The following is a 17270-nucleotide window of genomic DNA, read 5'->3' as shown; positions in this document are numbered from 1 at the left end:
TTAGTAATGTCAAAAGTTACAGGCAAAGTTTCGCAAATCATTGGGCCCGTGGTGGATGTAGAATTTCAGTCGGGAGAAGATCTTCCTAAAATCTACGATTCCTTGGAGATAACCAATAAGGACAATTCAAAATTGGTTTTGGAAGTTCAATCACATGTTGGGGAAAACACCGTTAGGACCATTTCTATGGATTCTACCGATGGACTTAGCAGGGGGACTGAAGTGGTTGCAACAGGAGCCGCGATTCAAATGCCCATTGGGGACGATGTTTACGGACGTCTGTTCAATGTTATTGGAGATGCTATTGATGGTTTGGGCAATTTGCCAAAAGAAGGAAAAAATGGTCTTCCCATTCACAGGGAAGCACCAAAATTTGAGGATCTTTCAACCTCTACAGAGGTTTTGTTCACGGGTATTAAGGTAATCGACTTGATAGAACCTTATGCAAAGGGCGGTAAGATTGGTCTTTTTGGTGGTGCCGGTGTTGGAAAAACGGTTTTGATCCAGGAATTGATAAACAATATCGCAAAGGGACACGGTGGACTTTCCGTGTTCGCTGGAGTTGGTGAAAGAACCCGTGAAGGAAATGATTTGCTTCGGGAGATGTTGGAATCAGGCATTATAAAATATGGTGAGGACTTCATGCACTCCATGGAAGATGGTGGATGGGACTTGTCCAAAGTGGATAAGAAGGCCATGAAGGATTCCAAAGCAACCTTCGTTTTCGGGCAGATGAACGAACCACCGGGAGCACGTGCACGTGTGGCACTTTCCGGGTTGACAATTGCCGAATATTTCCGTGATGGTTCAGGGGAAGGACAAGGGAAAGATGTATTGTTTTTCGTAGATAATATCTTCCGATTTACACAAGCAGGTTCAGAGGTATCTGCACTGTTAGGTCGTATGCCTTCAGCGGTAGGTTACCAACCAACCTTGGCCACCGAGATGGGTGCTATGCAAGAACGTATTACTTCAACCAAAAGGGGTTCCATTACTTCTGTTCAGGCGGTATACGTACCTGCGGATGACTTAACGGATCCCGCTCCTGCTACGACATTTGCACACTTGGATGCAAATACCGTACTTTCCAGAAAAATTGCGGAGTTGGGTATCTACCCTGCCGTGGATCCCTTGGATTCTACGTCCAGGATTTTGACACCTGAAATTTTGGGTAAGGATCATTATGCATGTGCGCAACGTGTTAAAGAGTTGTTACAGCGTTATAAGGAATTACAAGATATCATCGCCATTTTGGGTATGGAGGAATTGTCCGAAGAGGATAAATTGGCCGTAGGTAGGGCCAGACGTGTACAGCGTTTCCTTTCCCAGCCGTTCCATGTGGCGGAACAGTTTACGGGTATCCCAGGAGTTTTGGTAGATATAAAGGATGCTATCAAAGGTTTCAATATGATTATGGATGGTGAATTGGACCACTTGCCAGAATCGGCATTTAACTTGAAGGGAACTATCGAGGATGCTATTGAAGCAGGAGAAAAAATGCTTGCCGAAGCGTAGATTGTTAATAGTTTAAAGTTTTTGGTTCATAGATTTTGATACTTGAGCTTTTAACTTAAAACTTAGAACTAGAGAAGTATGTATTTAGAAATAGTATCGCCCGAAGCAACTTTATTTTCCGGAGAAGTAATATCCGTAACCGTACCGGGAATCAACGGCGAGTTTCAGATGTTGCAGAACCACGCCCCTATTGTATCCCTTTTACAGGAGGGAAAAGTGAAGGTAAAGGGCACTATGCATATCGAGGAGGACTATGCTTCCAAGTTCACTAAGGACCAAGATGGGAATACGGTTTTGGAGATTTCCAGTGGTACCGTGGAACTTAAGGACAATAAAGTAATCGTATTGGCGGATTAATCCTCCCCTAACCCCTCCAAAGGAGGGGAACTGGAAATAAAAAAACCAACTCGAAAGAGTTGGTTTTTTTATATTACGATATTAAATTGTTTAATTCTGACTAACAAGGACAAACTGGAAATAAGTGAAGGCAGGCCACCTGTATTACAATTGATCATGGGTGCTTTGGCCTTTAGCCTTTTAATTTTTTTCCTAAGTATTTTTATAACGGGACATAATTTGTTACGACCTGGATTTGTTTATCAAAAATTTCAGGTAGGGAATTTGTACATGGCTATAGTTATGGCCGGAATGGGTGTACTTTTAAGTAAAAGTACCAGCATAGTTTTGGATAAAGCAAACAAAAGGCTTCAAACGCGTTGGCATATAGGTCGGTTTGGATTTGGCAAATGGGAGGAATTGCCCCCTGTTGACTATATCTCTGTTTTTAAAGCGCATAAAACACGTTCCATCAACTTTGATAGGAAGGCTCCTGTAAGATATGAAGTGAATTTATGGTTACAAAGAGGAGGCCGAAAACGTGTCTATTTTAGCTATAATGATGAGGTTGCATTAAATATGGGCGTTGAAATCGCAAAATTTTTTAAAGTGGATCTTTGAGATGCAACTGACCCGCATGATAAGAGGAAGATCTTGACGGAAGGCCTTTAAGATTAGAAAGATACCTGGCTAATTGTTTTTTTTGCAACATCTGGATTCCCTTTATTCACCTCCAATCCCAATAGACCAATTCCCAGGAAATATCTTCGGATACGTGGGTTTGTAAAATTTCAAAGCCTACACTCACATGGGCGTTCAGGGAACGTTGGTTGCTGGTGGCCACTTCGGTAAGGAGGCCATCGTAGTCTTGCCCAAGTTCTCGTTTGTAAAAGGAATATAACCCCCTAAATACTCCTTGACCCCTAAACTCTTTGGATACACAGATTTGTCCCATGGCCAAATACTTTTTTCCGGGTAAGAGGATATCCGTCGTTTCGAACATAGGGGCCAGTAGCGGAATATCGGCACCGAATTTCCGTGTCATGCATAAGGCGTAACCTATGACTTCATCATTGACCGTTGCGATGATATGTGGACAATCCGCATTCATCCGCTTTAACAAATCAAACGTATGGATGACGGTTACAAAACCCTCTTGTTGCTTTTCCTCATCGGTTAGTGAATCCAAAGCATTTTTCTTTTGAAGCAATAATATGCCCTGCAGTTCCTCGTCCGCAGTGGCACGGCAGTAATTTATATCCATTTATGGCAGTTTCAACCACTCCTTTCTAGTATTGCGTTGCTTTTTGGTAAGTGTTTCGTCTTCCTTGACAACTATCGTGTACATGGAACTCGGTCGTAAGGTTACATTTGTACTTTTTGGAAGGCCGAATCGTTCAAAATCGACTTTTAGAACGTCTCCAGGCTTGAACTGTGATATAAAGGCATCGAACTGCATCCCATCGGGGAATTTTTCCCCGTTGATGGCCGTAATGACATCCCCTTTGTCCAAACCGGCTTCGTAAGCGGGACTGCCCATTTTGGGGTTCGAGGTAATCTCGCCATTTCCATCTCCGTTCAATCGTGCCGAAATACCCAAATATGGGATATTGGGATTAGTGGTAAGGCCAACCCCAACCGCATTAAAAAGGGATTCGTAATCCGGCATTTCACTTTTTTGGATATAGGAACCAAAAAAGGTTTCCCCAAACTCCTTTCCAGCATATTCGTTTAATGTATTCCGTAGGTCTTCAATTGTATACGGTGTTTGTGTCTTGCCATATTTATTCCAAACAAGCTTCATAAAATCATCCAGGTTCAGCCCTATCTCCCGAAGTGAAAGATCTAAAGCCAATCCAAGAACGCTTCCGTACGAGTAATAGGAAATAAACGTGTTTTCCCTATTTACGGGATCCACCGAAGTAGCGGCATCCACAAACGGAGCCTGATAGCTCATTTCAATGGGATTAAAAAAATGGGTGGCGGGCGAGTTCCAAACGTAGTTAAAGGTTCCCGTTAAACCTTCTATATATTCCTTTGGCGAAATCAATCCGGCCCGGCACAATATAAGATTCGTGTAATAGCTGGTAAAACCTTCGGCATACCAAAGGGCCCCGCTCATATTCGCTTCTTCAAAGTCAAAGGGTTCCAGCGATCGGGGCCGAATCCTTTCCACGTTCCAAGCATGGAAAAACTCGTGGGAAACGGTTCCAATGTTGCCTTCCATACCACCGTTGGCCAAGCCTCTTGTGCTGGTTAGAATGGTCGAATTTCGATGCTCCATGCCATCGCCCGAAGCATTTGGAATGTAACAGGCAAGAAAGGTATATCGGCCGTAATCGAAATCAGGCAACTCCCCATAGACTTCTTTCTCGGCAAGGACTACTTTCTTGACTTTTTCAAAATAGGTGTTGAACTCCTCCTCCGTGCCATTATGGTGTAGCACCAATTGTATTGTTTGCCCATCGACCTGAAATTCCCTTAAACCAAAATTGCTGATTTCCACAGGGCTGTCCATAAAATACTGTAAGTTTAGCGCGGCATAGGTTGTACCGGACACCAAGGGCAACTGTGTGGCCACCTTCCAATTCAAGTTTTTTCTAATAACAAAGCTTACTTCAATGTCCCGAAGCTCCAAGCTTGGAGCATACATAAACGTGGCCGGAATATTCAAATGGGCATGGGTTTCATCCACTTGGGAATACGTACCGTCCCCACGGTTGGCGAATAATAGATACTCGATTTTAACGGTGCCATCATGACCATAAACTTGCCACTGATAGGGATCCGGTCTATGTACTTTGAGCAAATTTCCTTTACCGTCATACGCTTTAAATCCATACACATTCTTGGCAAATTCGTGCAAGGCGTAGCGGCCAGGGGATGTCCTGCTCATACGAACCGCGAGGGTATCTGTAGTGATGTTTGGAAAAGTGGCCGTAATGAAGGCTTCATGGTGCACGGCGTTCTCAAAAGAAATGGTATAGTGATTGGTCTGTGCCCTAGAAATGGAAATAACGAATGAAAGTGCAAGTAAAAGTCGGATAGATTTCATGAAACAGGGATTACAAACGATAGTGCTAAATATACAGATTTACCGATTGGTTTGTTCAATTAAACCTCTAAATGATTATTGGAATACATCAATATCAATGGTTAAAGCAACAAGGGATATTCCCACAAAAAATAGCACCAAAATTCATTTTTCTGTATGGGATTTTTGATAGATTGCGGTAAAATCCGATGGAATGACAGACCTTCCCCAAAAACTTCAAAACAAGTTACATGAGCGAGCGAATGACGGTTCATTAAGACAGCTGAGCGTTCCGGCCGGGATGGTCGATTTTTCCTCCAACGATTACTTGGGTTTCGCCAAGAGCGAAAGCCTTTTCTCCAAGACTTTTCAGTTACTGTTAAAGTATAATATCAGTGAGAACGGCGCAACAGGCTCCAGGTTGTTGACCGGGAACCATGTCCTGTTCCAGGAATTGGAATCCGTATTGGCGCAGACCCATAATGTTGAAAATGCACTGGTGTTTAACTCGGGGTACGATGCCAACATCGGTTTTTTTGGATGTGTTCCACAACGGGGCGACTTTGTTTTTTACGATGAACTTATTCACGCCAGTATCCGAGACGGATTACAACTGGGCCATGCCAAGAGTTATAAATATGGGCATAACGACCTGTCGGATTTAAAGGAGAAAATAAAAAATACTATTTGTGAAAATGGTGATTCCGATGTTTATGTGGTCACGGAATCCGTATTCTCCATGGATGGTGATTCTCCAGATCTAAAACAATTGGCCAGTTTTTGTACCTCGGAAGGATATCATTTGATCGTGGACGAGGCGCATGCCGTTGGCGTTATGGGTAAAAAAGGTCTTGGGTTGGTACAGGAGTTGGGATTGGAAAAGGCTCTCTTTGCAAGGATCGTTACGTTTGGAAAAGCCTTGGGCACCCATGGTGCGGCTATACTTGGCAGCAATGCCCTAAGGGACTATCTCATAAATTTTTCACGGAGCTTTATTTATACTACGGCGTTGCCTCCACATGATATTGTAGGTATTTTATCTTCCTATGAATTTCTTGTTGTTGAAGGAGGGGCGCAGCGCGACCAGCTTTTTGAAAATATTTCCTATTTCAAGGGTCAAGCAAAGAAACAGAAGTGGTCCGGTAACCTAATCGGAAGTGATTCGGCCATTCAATCCGTAATTATTCCGGGCAATGAGAAAATCGGCAAGATTTCCAAAAAATTGAGGGACGACGGTTTTGATGTGAAGGCCATCCTTTCCCCTACGGTTCCCGAAGGGAAAGAAAGATTGCGATTTTGCCTTCATAGTTTCAATTCTAAGGAAGAGATTGGTTTGGTGCTGCAATTATTGTCAAAATATATTTGATGCATGACGGACAAATTTTATCATGTTGCTTCTTTTGAATATGTGGCCGATGTGCAAATTATAAAGGGAAAACTGGAATCAGAAGGCATCCCGGTTTTTCTGAGGGATGAGAATACCTTGAATTCCGACCCCCTGATAAGCAACGCCATTGGAGGGGTAAAGCTGCTGGTCTATGCCCAGGACAAGGAGCAGGCCTTGGAAATTTATAATGAAGTTAGGGCATATGCTTTGGATGACTTTGGCAATCCGGTAACCTGTCCCAATTGCAAGGCTAGAAAATCTGAAGTATATTATAACAGGAAGGGGATTTTTTATAAACTTTTTCCTTTTTTTGAGAAAAGAAAATATAAGTGCCTAAATTGTGGCATGATAACTCGATAATCGGGATTATATTGGTGAGTTGGTTTAAGACTTTACTTAAAATAAAAGTTATTTTCTAATACATGTCCCTTGTGCTTGCGCGGGAAGTGATCAAATTAATTAAGAATGCAAAAGATTTTCGTTACAGGTATTTCTACGGGAGTGGGTAAAACAGTTGCTTCGGCCATTATAACCGAAGCCCTAATGGCCGATTATTGGAAGCCCATACAGTCCGGTGATTTGGACCAAACGGATAGCGATACGGTAAAAAATCTAATATCGAACGACAAGACACGTATTTTGCCAAGCAGCTACGAGCTTACAGCGGCTATGAGTCCGCATGCCGCTGCTGAGATAGATGGGGTGAAAATAGATCGTTTCCACATCAACGAACCCAAGACGGACAACAATTTGGTTATTGAAGGGGCCGGAGGCCTATTGGTGCCCCTGAATGATGAGGATACTATGTTCGACATCATTATGCCGGAATATAAGGTCGTGGTGGTTTCCAAACACTATTTGGGAAGTATCAATCATACCTTGTTGACCATTGGGTGGTTACAGAACAAGGGCTATGATGTTTCCGTATTGTTTAACGGAAAGGAAAATCCCCCAACGGAAAGAATCATACTTCATAAGACAGGTGTTCCCTTGATCGGTAGAATCGATGAGGAGCCCAGACTGGACAAAACTGTTGTAGCGCGCTATGCCGGAGCGTTCAGGCATATTTTGGAGAGCCTATAAGATTGTTCATGGTTTTTGGTTGTTCGTTAATGGTTCTAGTTCAACAACTATCCCACTAACTAACTTTTTCACCAGTCAACTGATTCATTTTTGTTATCAGTTTCTAATTTGGCTAAAGGCTAAAGGCTGAACGCTAATTGCTCCCTGTTTTCTGGTATCTGAAAACTCGTTACTGTTAACTGTTGACTGTTCCATTGCTCCAAGTTTATCATTATCTGAAAACTGTTCACTGCTCACTGCTTACTGTTCTCTGAAGTATCTCTGCCTTTTCAACGGTCGCCGCTACGGTATAATGTTTGGCCAAATAGGCGTCTATATATTCATTCTCCTCCAATTCATCCCTGTCAAAAACAAGTCGGCCCTTTCGAACCACCACGGTTTTCGGTTTGATTTCTTCCATGATATATTTGAGTTCTTCCAAAGAATTTTTTCGCGGATTATCAAAGAACGGATAAAGTTCATCCCTACAGATATTGCTGGGATGTGTGGCGGCCAAAGTTGGGGGCAAAACTCCAAGGTTCCAATACCCAATATGGTATCCTAGGAAAAAAATGGTATCGGTTTCCAGTTTGTTTTCCAAAATGTATTTCGGAACCGTAAACCCTTCACCGTTGAAAAATGTGCCCCGCTCTATTTTGTTCTTTACGATATTTACGTATTCCATGTAACTTTCCGCCGGTATCAAAAGTAATAAGAAGAGGAGTTTGCGGGATATTTTTAGTCGGTTTCGAAGGAACAAACGATTTAAGAAGATTCCGAGGAATATGACCAGCATTGGGTGTATTTGAATCAGATAATGACCATTGATTCTTCCTCCTTTAAAGAAGGAGAAAAGTACACCGCAGATAGCCATGAACAGGATTAGTGAAGTCCTGTCCTTGACCGAAATGATGGCATTCTTCCAACAATAGAAGAGAAAAACACCGATTACAATAAAGGTCGGGGCCAATTTTAAGAGTGAAAATCTTCTTGCTTCACTGTACTCCAAGGGGGCCAAGATAACGGACTTCCACCAAACCTCCAATTGACCGCTCATGTAGTAAGGGAGAATCGTCAAAAGGATTACAAGTAAAACGCCTGTGCCAAAAGCCAAGACGTTCCAAAGGGTGCTTTTTTTTTGCTTATTGAAAAGTTCTATGACCAAAAAGAGGCCCAATGAAAGTACGGGGTAGGCCATGTTCAATTTCACCATAACCGCAATCCCCATAAGCAGACCTGCCAGTAGCAACCATATGGGGCCTTTTTTCGATATAATCAGGTACATTGAAGGAACAAAAAATGCCATACATAGGTGTTCAGACATTACCCCTTGTAAGCTTCCGAAAAGACTAAGCAATACAATACAAAATATCCCACACCATAGAGCTACCTGAGTAGTGGTCATTCTCGAAGTGATTTTATAAGTAAAAAATGCGGTTGTGGCAACCAGTAACGCGCCTAGAATCCTTATGGCTACAAAGCTTTTTCCAAATAGGAAGATAATAGACGCAAAGAATGCAAAAGTCAAAGGGGGTTTTAAATCCCAAAGTTGTGTGTAGGGTAAATAGCCGTCTACCCAGGACTGTCCCAAGAGAATAAAGGTACTTTCGTCCCGATCTATATAATCCCTAAAGAAAAAAGGAAACCGAATGAAAAATGTAATCCCCGTCAATAGAAGAAATACGGTTTTACTTTTTAGCTGGGAATTGCCCAATAAGGATTCCTTTAGGATGCTTGGATTCATCAACAATTTGACTTTATTGGCTCCTCCCAGGGGATTATACCCTTGGGTTTACCTCGAAATTTATCATTGGTTTTATGTAATTACCTCGTGGGCTTGCCCCGTAGTAGTTTACATCCCATCTTTGCAAGATAGATAAATTGTGGATTCTTAAATTCTATGAACGGGGAAAATCTATCGGAACGGGATAAAAAATACCTTTGGCATCCGTTGACACAGCACCAAACGGCGGTAGCTCGAATTGGTATTGTGAAGGCCGAGGGTGCCTTGTTTTGGGACGAGAGGGGCAATTCTTATATTGATGGTATTGCCTCCTGGTATACGGCCATGTATGGTCATGGTAATAAACATATTACAAAGGCCATATCGGAACAAATGAGCCAATTGGACTTTGTCATGTTCAGTGGCTTTACGCATGAGCCTGCCGTAAAACTCTCCGAAAAACTTATGGCCATTTTACCCAGCAATCAGGCCAAGATATTTTTTAACGATAACGGCTCCACGGCCGTGGAGGCGGCCATAAAAATGGCCTTGCAGTACCATCACAATCGGAACGACATAAGGGACACCCTGATCGCTTTCGAGGACGGTTTTCATGGCGACACCTTTGGGGCGATGAGTGCTTCCGGGCTATCGTCCTATAACGGTCCTTTTGAGGATTTTTTATTGAAGGTAAAGCGGATTCCAGTACCCCAAAAGGAAAATATGGAGGAGGTGATGGCGCAATTGGAGACCATACTTGCTAATGAGAAATGTGCTGCCTTCGTATTCGAACCCTTGGTCCAAGGTGCTGCGGGCATGAAGTTTCATTCTGCCGAAGGCTTGGACAGGCTCATTGAAAAATGTCAGGAACACGATGTTTTATGTATAGCCGATGAGGTCATGACGGGTTTTGGCAAAACCGGGAAAAACTTTGCTTCGGATAACCTACATAATAAGCCCGATATCCTGTGCCTAAGCAAGGCCCTCACTGCCGGGATGTTTCCCCTTAGCATTACCAGTTGTACCCAAAAAGTGTTCGATGCCTTTTTGAGCGACGAGGTTGCAAAAGGGTTTTTCCATGCCCATACGTATAGTGCCCATCCACTGGGTTGTGCCGCTGCCCTTGCGGGACTCCAACTCCTGAATTCTTCAGAAATTTTGGAGCGCAGGAACTACATTGCATCGGCACATAAAACCTTCGTTGCCAAGGTTGAGAACCATCCAAACGTACGTAATGCCCGTTCCATAGGGGTGATTTTGGCCATCGATTTAAATCTTGAAACGGAACGGTATGGCAATCTACGGGACCGATTGTACAATTTTTTCATGGCCCGTGGGGTCCTTTTAAGGCCGTTGGGGAATGCCATCTATGTGTTGCCTCCCTATGTAATTACCAATGACCAATTGCAACGGATTTATGAGGTGATTTATGAACTGTTGGATAGCTTATAACATGGGATTACCGACAGATAAAATATCCATAACCGCAATAGCCTCCATTTCTCCCTTGGGCGACACCATGGACGATGTTTGGCGAAACTATCAAAACGATGACCATTTGCTCAGTCTTGCCAATTTTGAAGGGAATGCCACTTGGGTAGGACGGTTGCCCGAAACTATTTCGGAAAAAATCGAGCAATTACGACACTCGGATTCCAAATACCAACATTTGGACAAAAGCGTTTTGTATGCCCTTAATGCATCAAGAAAGGCAGTGGCATCTGCCGGATGGTCCAAAAAAGTTGAAACCTCAAAGTTTGGAATCAATATCGGGTCTTCCCGTGGCGCTACAGGTCTCTTTGAGCATTACCATGAAGATTTTTTGAAGCACGGTAAACTAAGTTCCTTGGCTTCACCTACGACCACCTTGGGCAATATCTCTTCATGGGTGGCCCACGATTTGGGAAACCAGGGTCCGGAATTTTCCCACTCCATTACCTGTTCTACAGCGCTGCATGCACTGTTGAACGGCGTAGCCTGGTTGCAAGGCGGTATGGCCAATCGGTTTTTGGTAGGCGGGAGTGAGGCGCCTTTGACGCCTTTTACCATCGCGCAGATGAAAGCTTTAAAAATATATGCTTCTTCGGTCGCTTCTGAAAATTCCTTGGTAGCTGAGCGTAGTCGAAGCTATCCTTGTAGGGCCCTGGATTTGGACAAAAAAAGGAATACCATGGTATTAGGAGAAGGGGCTTCCGTGGCCTGTTTGGAAAAGGGCATTCCAGATGGGGCTTTGGCGGTAATCGAGGGAATTGGCTATGCGACGGAGCTTTTGGAACACAACGTATCCATTTCTACCAATGCCAAATGCTTCCAAAAATCCATGGAAATGGCCTTAAAGGATACTCGCAAGGAAGAGGTAGATGTTATTGTTATGCATGCACCGGGCACGCTAAAGGGTGATGCATCGGAAATGAACGCGATACAAAAAGTATTCTGTAACGATCTTCCTTTTTTGACTACCAATAAATGGAAAATAGGACACTCCTTTGGCGCATCCGGAATGTTGAATATTGAAATGGCCCTACTTATGTTACAACATCAGAAGGTTATTGCGGTTCCTTTTCACCAATGTGAATCCAAACCTAAATCGATAAAAAAGGTTTTGGTCAATGCCGTAGGGTTCGGGGGGAATGCGGTAAGCATATTACTTTCCAAAGTTTAGAATCCAATTATATTTTCTGAACTTATTCCGCTATTTTTGAATTCTACATATAACTATGATTTTATGAGCGAAGTAAGACATGATTGGACCAAGGAGGAAATTTTAGCCATTTACAATAGACCACTAATGGAACTTTTATATGAGGCGGCTACGGTACATAGGATGCACCACGACCCCAATACGGTCCAAGTTTCTACCTTACTTTCCATAAAAACGGGAGGTTGCCCGGAGGACTGCGGATACTGCCCCCAGGCCGCGCGCTACCATACCAATATAGAAGGCAATGATTTGATGTCCGTATCCCAGGTAAAGGCCCAGGCGTTGCGGGCCAAGGCTTCTGGAAGCTCCAGGGTCTGTATGGGCGCTGCATGGCGAAATGTAAAGGACGGACCGGAATTTGACCAAGTCCTTGAAATGGTCAGGACCATCAATAAACTGGATATGGAGGTGTGCTGTACCTTGGGCATGCTTACGGAAAATCAGGCCAAGCGATTGGCGGAAGCGGGATTGTATGCCTATAATCATAACTTGGACACGTCTGAGGATTATTACAAGGACGTAATTTCAACCCGTGCTTTTCAGGACCGCTTGGACACTATAGAAAATGTTCGCAAGAGTAATGTGACCGTTTGTAGCGGTGGTATCATTGGGATGGGGGAAAAATTGGAAGACAGGGCCGGAATGTTGGTAGCGTTGGCCTCTTTGAACCCGCAACCGGAGTCGGTTCCCATCAATGCCTTGGTCGCTGTGGAAGGAACCCCCATGGAAGATATAGAACCTATTGCCATTTGGGACATGATACGTATGGTCGCTACCACGAGAATCGTAATGCCCGAAACCCAGGTTAGACTTTCCGCCGGTCGCACACAGATGAGTAGGGAGGGCCAGGCCATGTGTTTTTTTGCAGGTGCCAATTCCATATTTGCAGGGGACAAACTGTTAACTACACCAAACCCAGATGTAAACGAGGATATGGATATGTTCAGGCTTTTGGGACTTAACCCACAAAAACCGTTCACAAAGATTTCCCAGCCTACTAGCGTGGAAGCGTCTGATTCGCAATTTAAACCCTTGAACGAAAAGCCCAAATGGTCCCGACCCGGACATAAAATAGAGCGAAACGAAGCTGCAAAACAAAAGGCGAAAATGACGGACTAGTCCTACATTATCAAAATTTTAATATCGTATTTTGCTTGTGTTGCCTAAATTTGCGGTTTATTGGCACTGCCAAAGGATTTAATACTCGGAGGCTTGCCTTGAAATTAAAAGTTCGTTTTCTAAGAATGCCTCGTGGGCTTGCCCTGAGGTAGTTTACTAAAACCCAAATTACGTTGAAGTTAACTGAAATTCCAAGGGTAGAAACCATTACCAAGGAGGACTTTCTAACCCATTATTTCAAGCCGCAAAAACCTGTGGTCATAGAGCGGTTTATTGAGAATTGGCCTGCATTTGAAAAATGGAATTTGGACTATATCAAGGGTATTGCGGGAGACAAGGTCGTGCCGCTGTACGACGATCGGCCCGTACAGCACAAGGACGGCTTTAATGAGCCCCATGCCAAGATGCAGCTATCGGTATATATTGATTTACTCAAGGCCAAGCCTACAAAATACCGGATATTTCTTTGGAATATTCTAAAGGAGGTACCTGAATTACAGAAGGATTTCTCCTATCCAGATTTTGGCATCAAACTCATGAAAGGGCTTCCCATGCTGTTTTTTGGGGGCACGGATTCACATACCTTCATGCATTACGATATCGACTTGGGCAATATTTTTCACTTTCATTTTGAAGGGGAGAAGGAGTGTATCCTTTTTCCACAATCAGAAACCAAGTATTTATACAAAGTTCCGCACTCTTTGATAACCCATGAGAGTATCGACTTTTCAAACCCCGATTATGACAGGTGGCCGGTCTTAAAACAGGCAAACGGTTATAGGACGAGCTTAAGGCATGGAGAGGTTTTGTATATGCCGGAAGGATATTGGCATTATATGAAATACATTACCCCCGGTTTTTCCATGAGTTTAAGGGCCATCGCACGAAATCCTAAAAATTTGGCGAAAGCGCTCTATAATGTCCTTGTCATGCGACATTTTGATGTGTTGATGCGGAAGATTAAAGGGCAGAAATGGATTGATCAAAAGAACGAAAAAGCGATTTCCAGAACCAATCTTTTAAAAACAGGTTAAAAAAGTATCAGGAAATGAGTTCATTGACCTTATCATAAACTAAATTGGGTTCCCAACCTCGATAAAGGAGGTAATCGGCTAGTTTTTTCTTTTTCTTCTGTATGTCCTTGTCCTTGATTTGTTCCAGTCTTTTTTTGGCCAGTGCTTCGAAAGTTTTCAAATACTGATTGTCATCGATTTCATTTAGGGCAGATTGAATATTGTATTTGGAAATGTCCCGAACCTTCAATTCCGCAACGATTCTTTTTTTCCCCCACTTTTTTATATTGAACTTGCCACTGGCAAAACTCTTGGCGAACCGTTCTTCGTTCAAATAGTTTTCCTTGATCAAGTGAGATACAATGGTATCAATGGCCAGAGGAATCATTCCCATGCCCTGTAGTTTTGTGACTACCTCTTGATGGCATCGCTCTTGGTAGGCGCAGTATCCTTCCATTTTTCGGGTAGCTTCCTCTAGGGTGAAGGATTCTTTGGGCATCAGGAATTCTTTGCTATTCTTTTCATTCTCTTGGGCCCGTACCAGAGCCAAAATCCCGTTATGGTAAATACCAACAGTGCCAGTCCCATTACAGTGGTGTAAAAAAGCTTGATTTGACCGTCCGATGTTCCTAAGTATCGGTCCAAAATGGAACCATCATGCACCTGTTCTATGAAGTCGGACCGTCTTCTTTCTATTTTTAACAAGTTTCCGGTAGCACCATCCAATTGGATTCCGTAATAGTTGTCCACAAACTTGAACTTTAAGATACCCTTATCCGGGCGTACATCGATCCTGTCGATTTCAGGTGATAGTTCGGTCGAAATGGAATCCCTAAATATTTTCTGGGCATTTTGTTTTAGAGTTTCCAAAGTAAGCCAATCCGTTAGTTCCGTTGAGGTGCCTTTTTCCGTTTTTGCCAGAATGAGTCCGTTGCTGTTTTTTTTCCAGCCTAAAAGAAGGCCGGTAATGGATATAAATAGAAAAAAAAAGAATAGAAGGGCTCCGGTGGTACGATGTATTTTTCTAAAAATACGGATAACTTTCGCCTGCTGTTGTCTTCTATTGTTTTTTGTCATTAAGGGTTTACTTTAAAATAGGCCCTAAAGGTAAGTTATGCTGGGGTGTCTTAAAACACTTTAAGAATTATTTAGAAAAACGGGTCTTTGCCGGCGCGGACAAGGTATTCTAATCAAATACCAATATCCTTGGTACAAACAAAAAAAGCGACCCCTTTTGGAAGTCGCTTTTCTTATTCAATATATTGTTTTGCCGTCCTTATTCTTAAAACGGTATTCGAGATACGTATACGCATCCCTGGGTTGAATTTTTATCCATCGTTTGTGTTCCAAGAACCACTTGGTACGAATGGATGGGAATCCTTTTGTGATGTAAGCGGCAATGAAAGGATGTATGTTCAAGGTTATGTTATTGTCCTTGGCAGGTCCTTTTAAGAGTCGCTCCAGATCCACGTTGATTTTGTTTATCAAAACGATGGGAGCTTCGATCTCCTGTCCGTTTTTGTTTGGATTCTCTTCGGTTGTTTTAATGTTCATTTCTGGCCTAACACGCTGTCTTGTAATCTGTATGAGGCCAAATTTACTGGGAGGTAAAATCTTATGCTTTGCCCGGTCGTCCTTCATCTCATCCCTAAGATGGTCAAAAAGTTTCTTTCTATGTTGGGATTTTACCATATCGATAAAATCGACTACAATGATACCGCCCATATCCCGTAAGCGAAGTTGTCTTGCAATCTCTGAGGCGGCCAAAAGGTTTACCTCAAGCGCAGTGTCTTCTTGGTTCTTGGCCTTGTTGGAACGGTTACCGCTATTAACGTCTATGACATGTAACGCCTCGGTATGTTCAATGATAAGGTAAGCACCCTTGCTCATGGTCGCGGTACGACCAAAGGAAGTCTTGATCTGTCTGTCTATTCCAAATTTTTCGAATATAGGGACATTGGTATTGTAGTGTTTCACTATGGATTCCTTTTCCGGGGCAATCTCGGCAACATAGTCCTTGATTTCTCCGTATAATGTGGAATCGTCAACATAAATTCCGGTAAAGCTATCGTTAAAGACATCCCTAAGGATGGAGGAAGCCCTATTGAGCTCCACTAATACTTTTGAAGGCGTCTGCGCCTTGTATAATTTTTTGCACATTGCTGACCATTTGTTCAGCAAATTTGCTAGGTCTTTGTCCAGTTCCGCAACTTTTTTGCCTTCTGCAACCGTTCTGATGATTACCCCAAAGCCTTTTGGCTTTATACTTTTTACAAGCCTTTTCAACCTGTCTTTTTCCTCCTTGCTCGCAATTTTCTGCGATACGGAGACACGATCTGAAAAGGGCACCATGACCAAATAACGTCCTGCTATGGAAAGCTCGGAACTGATTCTGGGTCCTTTGGTGGAAATGGGTTCTTTTACAATTTGAACTAAAAGGGATTGATTGGCCTTTATGGCATCGGTAATGACGCCATCTTTGTCAATATCTTTTTCGAACGGAAAGTTCTTTAAGGAATAATCCTTTAGTTTTCCCGTACTCACTTGTTTAACGAACTTCAACATGGTAGACAGTTGTGGTCCCAGATCATGGTAATGTAGGAACGCGTCTTTCTCGTAGCCAACATTAACGAATGCTGCATTTAGGCCCGTTACGGGCTTACGAATTTTGGCCAGGAATATATCCCCGACCGAAAAATTGTTATTGTCTTCCTCCTTGTGTAGCTCAGTGAGTTTTCCGTCTTTTAGCAAGGCAAAATCAACGGCATTGGAACTAGATCTTACGATTAATTCTCTATTCACCTGAATGTATTTGTATCTATCCCAAAGAAAATAGGATAGATGGATTAAACAATGCTGGAAACAGATTCATAAAATCTGCCGAGACTCGCTTTGGAATCTCTATGTCAAGGAACGTAGGTATTAAAGCGAAAAAGTAGTTTCTAAAACTACTTTTTCTTGTGTCGGTTAGCTCTTCTGCGCTTCTTACGCTTGTGGGTAGCTACCTTATGTCTTTTTCTTTTCTTACCGCTCGGCATAAAGTTCTTCTTTTAGATTATTATTTTACTTGTACGTTGCTTTTTACACCTTCTACAAAAACCTTTGCCGGCTTAAATGCAGGAATGTTGTGGGCGGGGATTTTGATGGTTGTATTCTTAGAGATGTTCCTTCCGGTCTTCTCTGCCCTGGTCTTGATGATAAAACTTCCAAAACCTCTTAGGTACACGTTATCTCCACTCTCCAAAGAAGATTTTACTTCTTCCATAAAGGATTCAACTGTCGCTTGTACATCTCCTTTTTCAATTCCCAGTTTATCTGAGATCTTCGATACAATTTCCGCTTTCGTCATCTTACAATATTAGATTTTCTGTATTTTTTTC

17 protein-coding genes are annotated in these 17270 nt (G+C 42.8%); 10 read left to right on the top strand and 7 right to left on the bottom strand.

Going from position 1 to position 17270, the window contains the following annotated elements; translation table 11 throughout:
- Positions 1-6: 6 nt before the first annotated feature.
- From atpD to ACZ41C_RS05940, 3 genes are all read left to right on the top strand, one after another.
- Positions 7-1515: a F0F1 ATP synthase subunit beta gene (gene atpD, locus ACZ41C_RS05950; RefSeq protein WP_138256885.1), complete on the top strand. Its 1509-nt coding sequence runs from the start codon at positions 7-9 to the stop codon at positions 1513-1515.
- Positions 1516-1593: 78 nt separating this feature from the next.
- Positions 1594-1872: a F0F1 ATP synthase subunit delta/epsilon gene (locus ACZ41C_RS05945; protein WP_138256886.1), complete on the top strand. Its 279-nt coding sequence runs from the start codon at positions 1594-1596 to the stop codon at positions 1870-1872.
- A gap of 156 nt (positions 1873-2028) precedes the next feature.
- Complete coding sequence (locus ACZ41C_RS05940) at positions 2029-2472, top strand: hypothetical protein (protein WP_464564929.1); 444 nt, start codon at positions 2029-2031, stop codon at positions 2470-2472.
- Positions 2473-2578: 106 nt separating this feature from the next.
- Here ACZ41C_RS05940 and ACZ41C_RS05935 read toward each other — a convergent pair whose 3' ends face one another.
- On the bottom strand, positions 2579-3115 hold the full coding sequence (locus tag ACZ41C_RS05935; protein WP_138256888.1) for a GNAT family N-acetyltransferase: 537 nt from the start codon (positions 3113-3115) through the stop codon (positions 2579-2581).
- Positions 3116-4906 (bottom strand): M61 family metallopeptidase, encoded by a 1791-nt coding sequence (locus tag ACZ41C_RS05930; protein WP_464564928.1) that lies wholly within the window; start codon positions 4904-4906, stop codon positions 3116-3118.
- Between the two features lie 193 nt (positions 4907-5099).
- Between ACZ41C_RS05930 and ACZ41C_RS05925 the strand changes: the two genes are divergently transcribed.
- The 3 genes from ACZ41C_RS05925 to bioD all read left to right on the top strand — a co-directional run bounded on the left by ACZ41C_RS05925 (position 5100) and on the right by bioD (position 7355).
- A complete protein-coding gene (locus ACZ41C_RS05925) occupies positions 5100-6251 on the top strand; it encodes an aminotransferase class I/II-fold pyridoxal phosphate-dependent enzyme (protein ID WP_464564927.1) in 1152 nt (383 codons plus the stop codon).
- Between the two features lie 3 nt (positions 6252-6254).
- A complete protein-coding gene (locus ACZ41C_RS05920) occupies positions 6255-6632 on the top strand; it encodes a putative signal transducing protein (RefSeq protein WP_464564926.1) in 378 nt (125 codons plus the stop codon).
- A 105-nt stretch (positions 6633-6737) separates the two neighbouring features.
- A complete protein-coding gene (gene bioD, locus ACZ41C_RS05915) occupies positions 6738-7355 on the top strand; it encodes a dethiobiotin synthase (protein WP_138256892.1) in 618 nt (205 codons plus the stop codon).
- Between the two features lie 226 nt (positions 7356-7581).
- Here bioD and ACZ41C_RS05910 read toward each other — a convergent pair whose 3' ends face one another.
- The gene (locus tag ACZ41C_RS05910; RefSeq protein WP_464564925.1) at positions 7582-9078 is read right to left on the bottom strand and encodes an ArnT family glycosyltransferase; all 1497 of its coding nucleotides are present in this window, start codon (positions 9076-9078) and stop codon (positions 7582-7584) included.
- Between the two features lie 156 nt (positions 9079-9234).
- On the opposite strand from ACZ41C_RS05910, the gene bioA reads away from it, so the two are divergent.
- The 4 genes from bioA to ACZ41C_RS05890 all read left to right on the top strand — a co-directional run bounded on the left by bioA (position 9235) and on the right by ACZ41C_RS05890 (position 13911).
- Positions 9235-10509 carry an adenosylmethionine--8-amino-7-oxononanoate transaminase gene (gene bioA, locus ACZ41C_RS05905; protein ID WP_138256894.1) on the top strand — a complete coding sequence of 425 codons (1275 nt, stop codon included), beginning with the start codon at positions 9235-9237 and terminating at the stop codon, positions 10507-10509.
- A gap of 1 nt (position 10510) precedes the next feature.
- Complete coding sequence (locus ACZ41C_RS05900; RefSeq protein WP_464564924.1) at positions 10511-11719, top strand: beta-ketoacyl synthase N-terminal-like domain-containing protein; 1209 nt, start codon at positions 10511-10513, stop codon at positions 11717-11719.
- A gap of 63 nt (positions 11720-11782) precedes the next feature.
- Positions 11783-12877 carry a biotin synthase BioB gene (gene bioB, locus ACZ41C_RS05895; RefSeq protein WP_464564923.1) on the top strand — a complete coding sequence of 365 codons (1095 nt, stop codon included), beginning with the start codon at positions 11783-11785 and terminating at the stop codon, positions 12875-12877.
- 173 nt (positions 12878-13050) lie between these two features.
- Complete coding sequence (locus ACZ41C_RS05890) at positions 13051-13911, top strand: cupin-like domain-containing protein (protein WP_464564922.1); 861 nt, start codon at positions 13051-13053, stop codon at positions 13909-13911.
- Between the two features lie 7 nt (positions 13912-13918).
- Here ACZ41C_RS05890 and ACZ41C_RS05885 read toward each other — a convergent pair whose 3' ends face one another.
- The 4 genes from ACZ41C_RS05885 to ACZ41C_RS05870 all read right to left on the bottom strand — a co-directional run bounded on the left by ACZ41C_RS05885 (position 13919) and on the right by ACZ41C_RS05870 (position 17239).
- Positions 13919-14389 (bottom strand): regulatory protein RecX, encoded by a 471-nt coding sequence (locus ACZ41C_RS05885; protein WP_464564921.1) that lies wholly within the window; start codon positions 14387-14389, stop codon positions 13919-13921.
- Positions 14389-14967: a PepSY domain-containing protein gene (locus ACZ41C_RS05880; protein ID WP_464564920.1), complete on the bottom strand. Its 579-nt coding sequence runs from the start codon at positions 14965-14967 to the stop codon at positions 14389-14391. Before ACZ41C_RS05880 ends, ACZ41C_RS05885 begins: the two co-directional genes overlap by 1 nt.
- A 177-nt stretch (positions 14968-15144) precedes the next feature.
- Positions 15145-16692, bottom strand: a complete 1548-nt coding sequence (locus ACZ41C_RS05875) for an Rne/Rng family ribonuclease (RefSeq protein ID WP_464564919.1) — start codon at positions 16690-16692, stop codon at positions 15145-15147.
- Between the two features lie 256 nt (positions 16693-16948).
- Positions 16949-17239, bottom strand: a complete 291-nt coding sequence (locus tag ACZ41C_RS05870; protein WP_038236075.1) for an HU family DNA-binding protein — start codon at positions 17237-17239, stop codon at positions 16949-16951.
- Between the last annotated feature and the right edge of the window lie 31 nt (positions 17240-17270).

This window comes from Maribacter sp. C-4077 (genome assembly GCF_055378385.1).
This window is presented reverse-complemented; position numbering and strand designations above follow the sequence as displayed.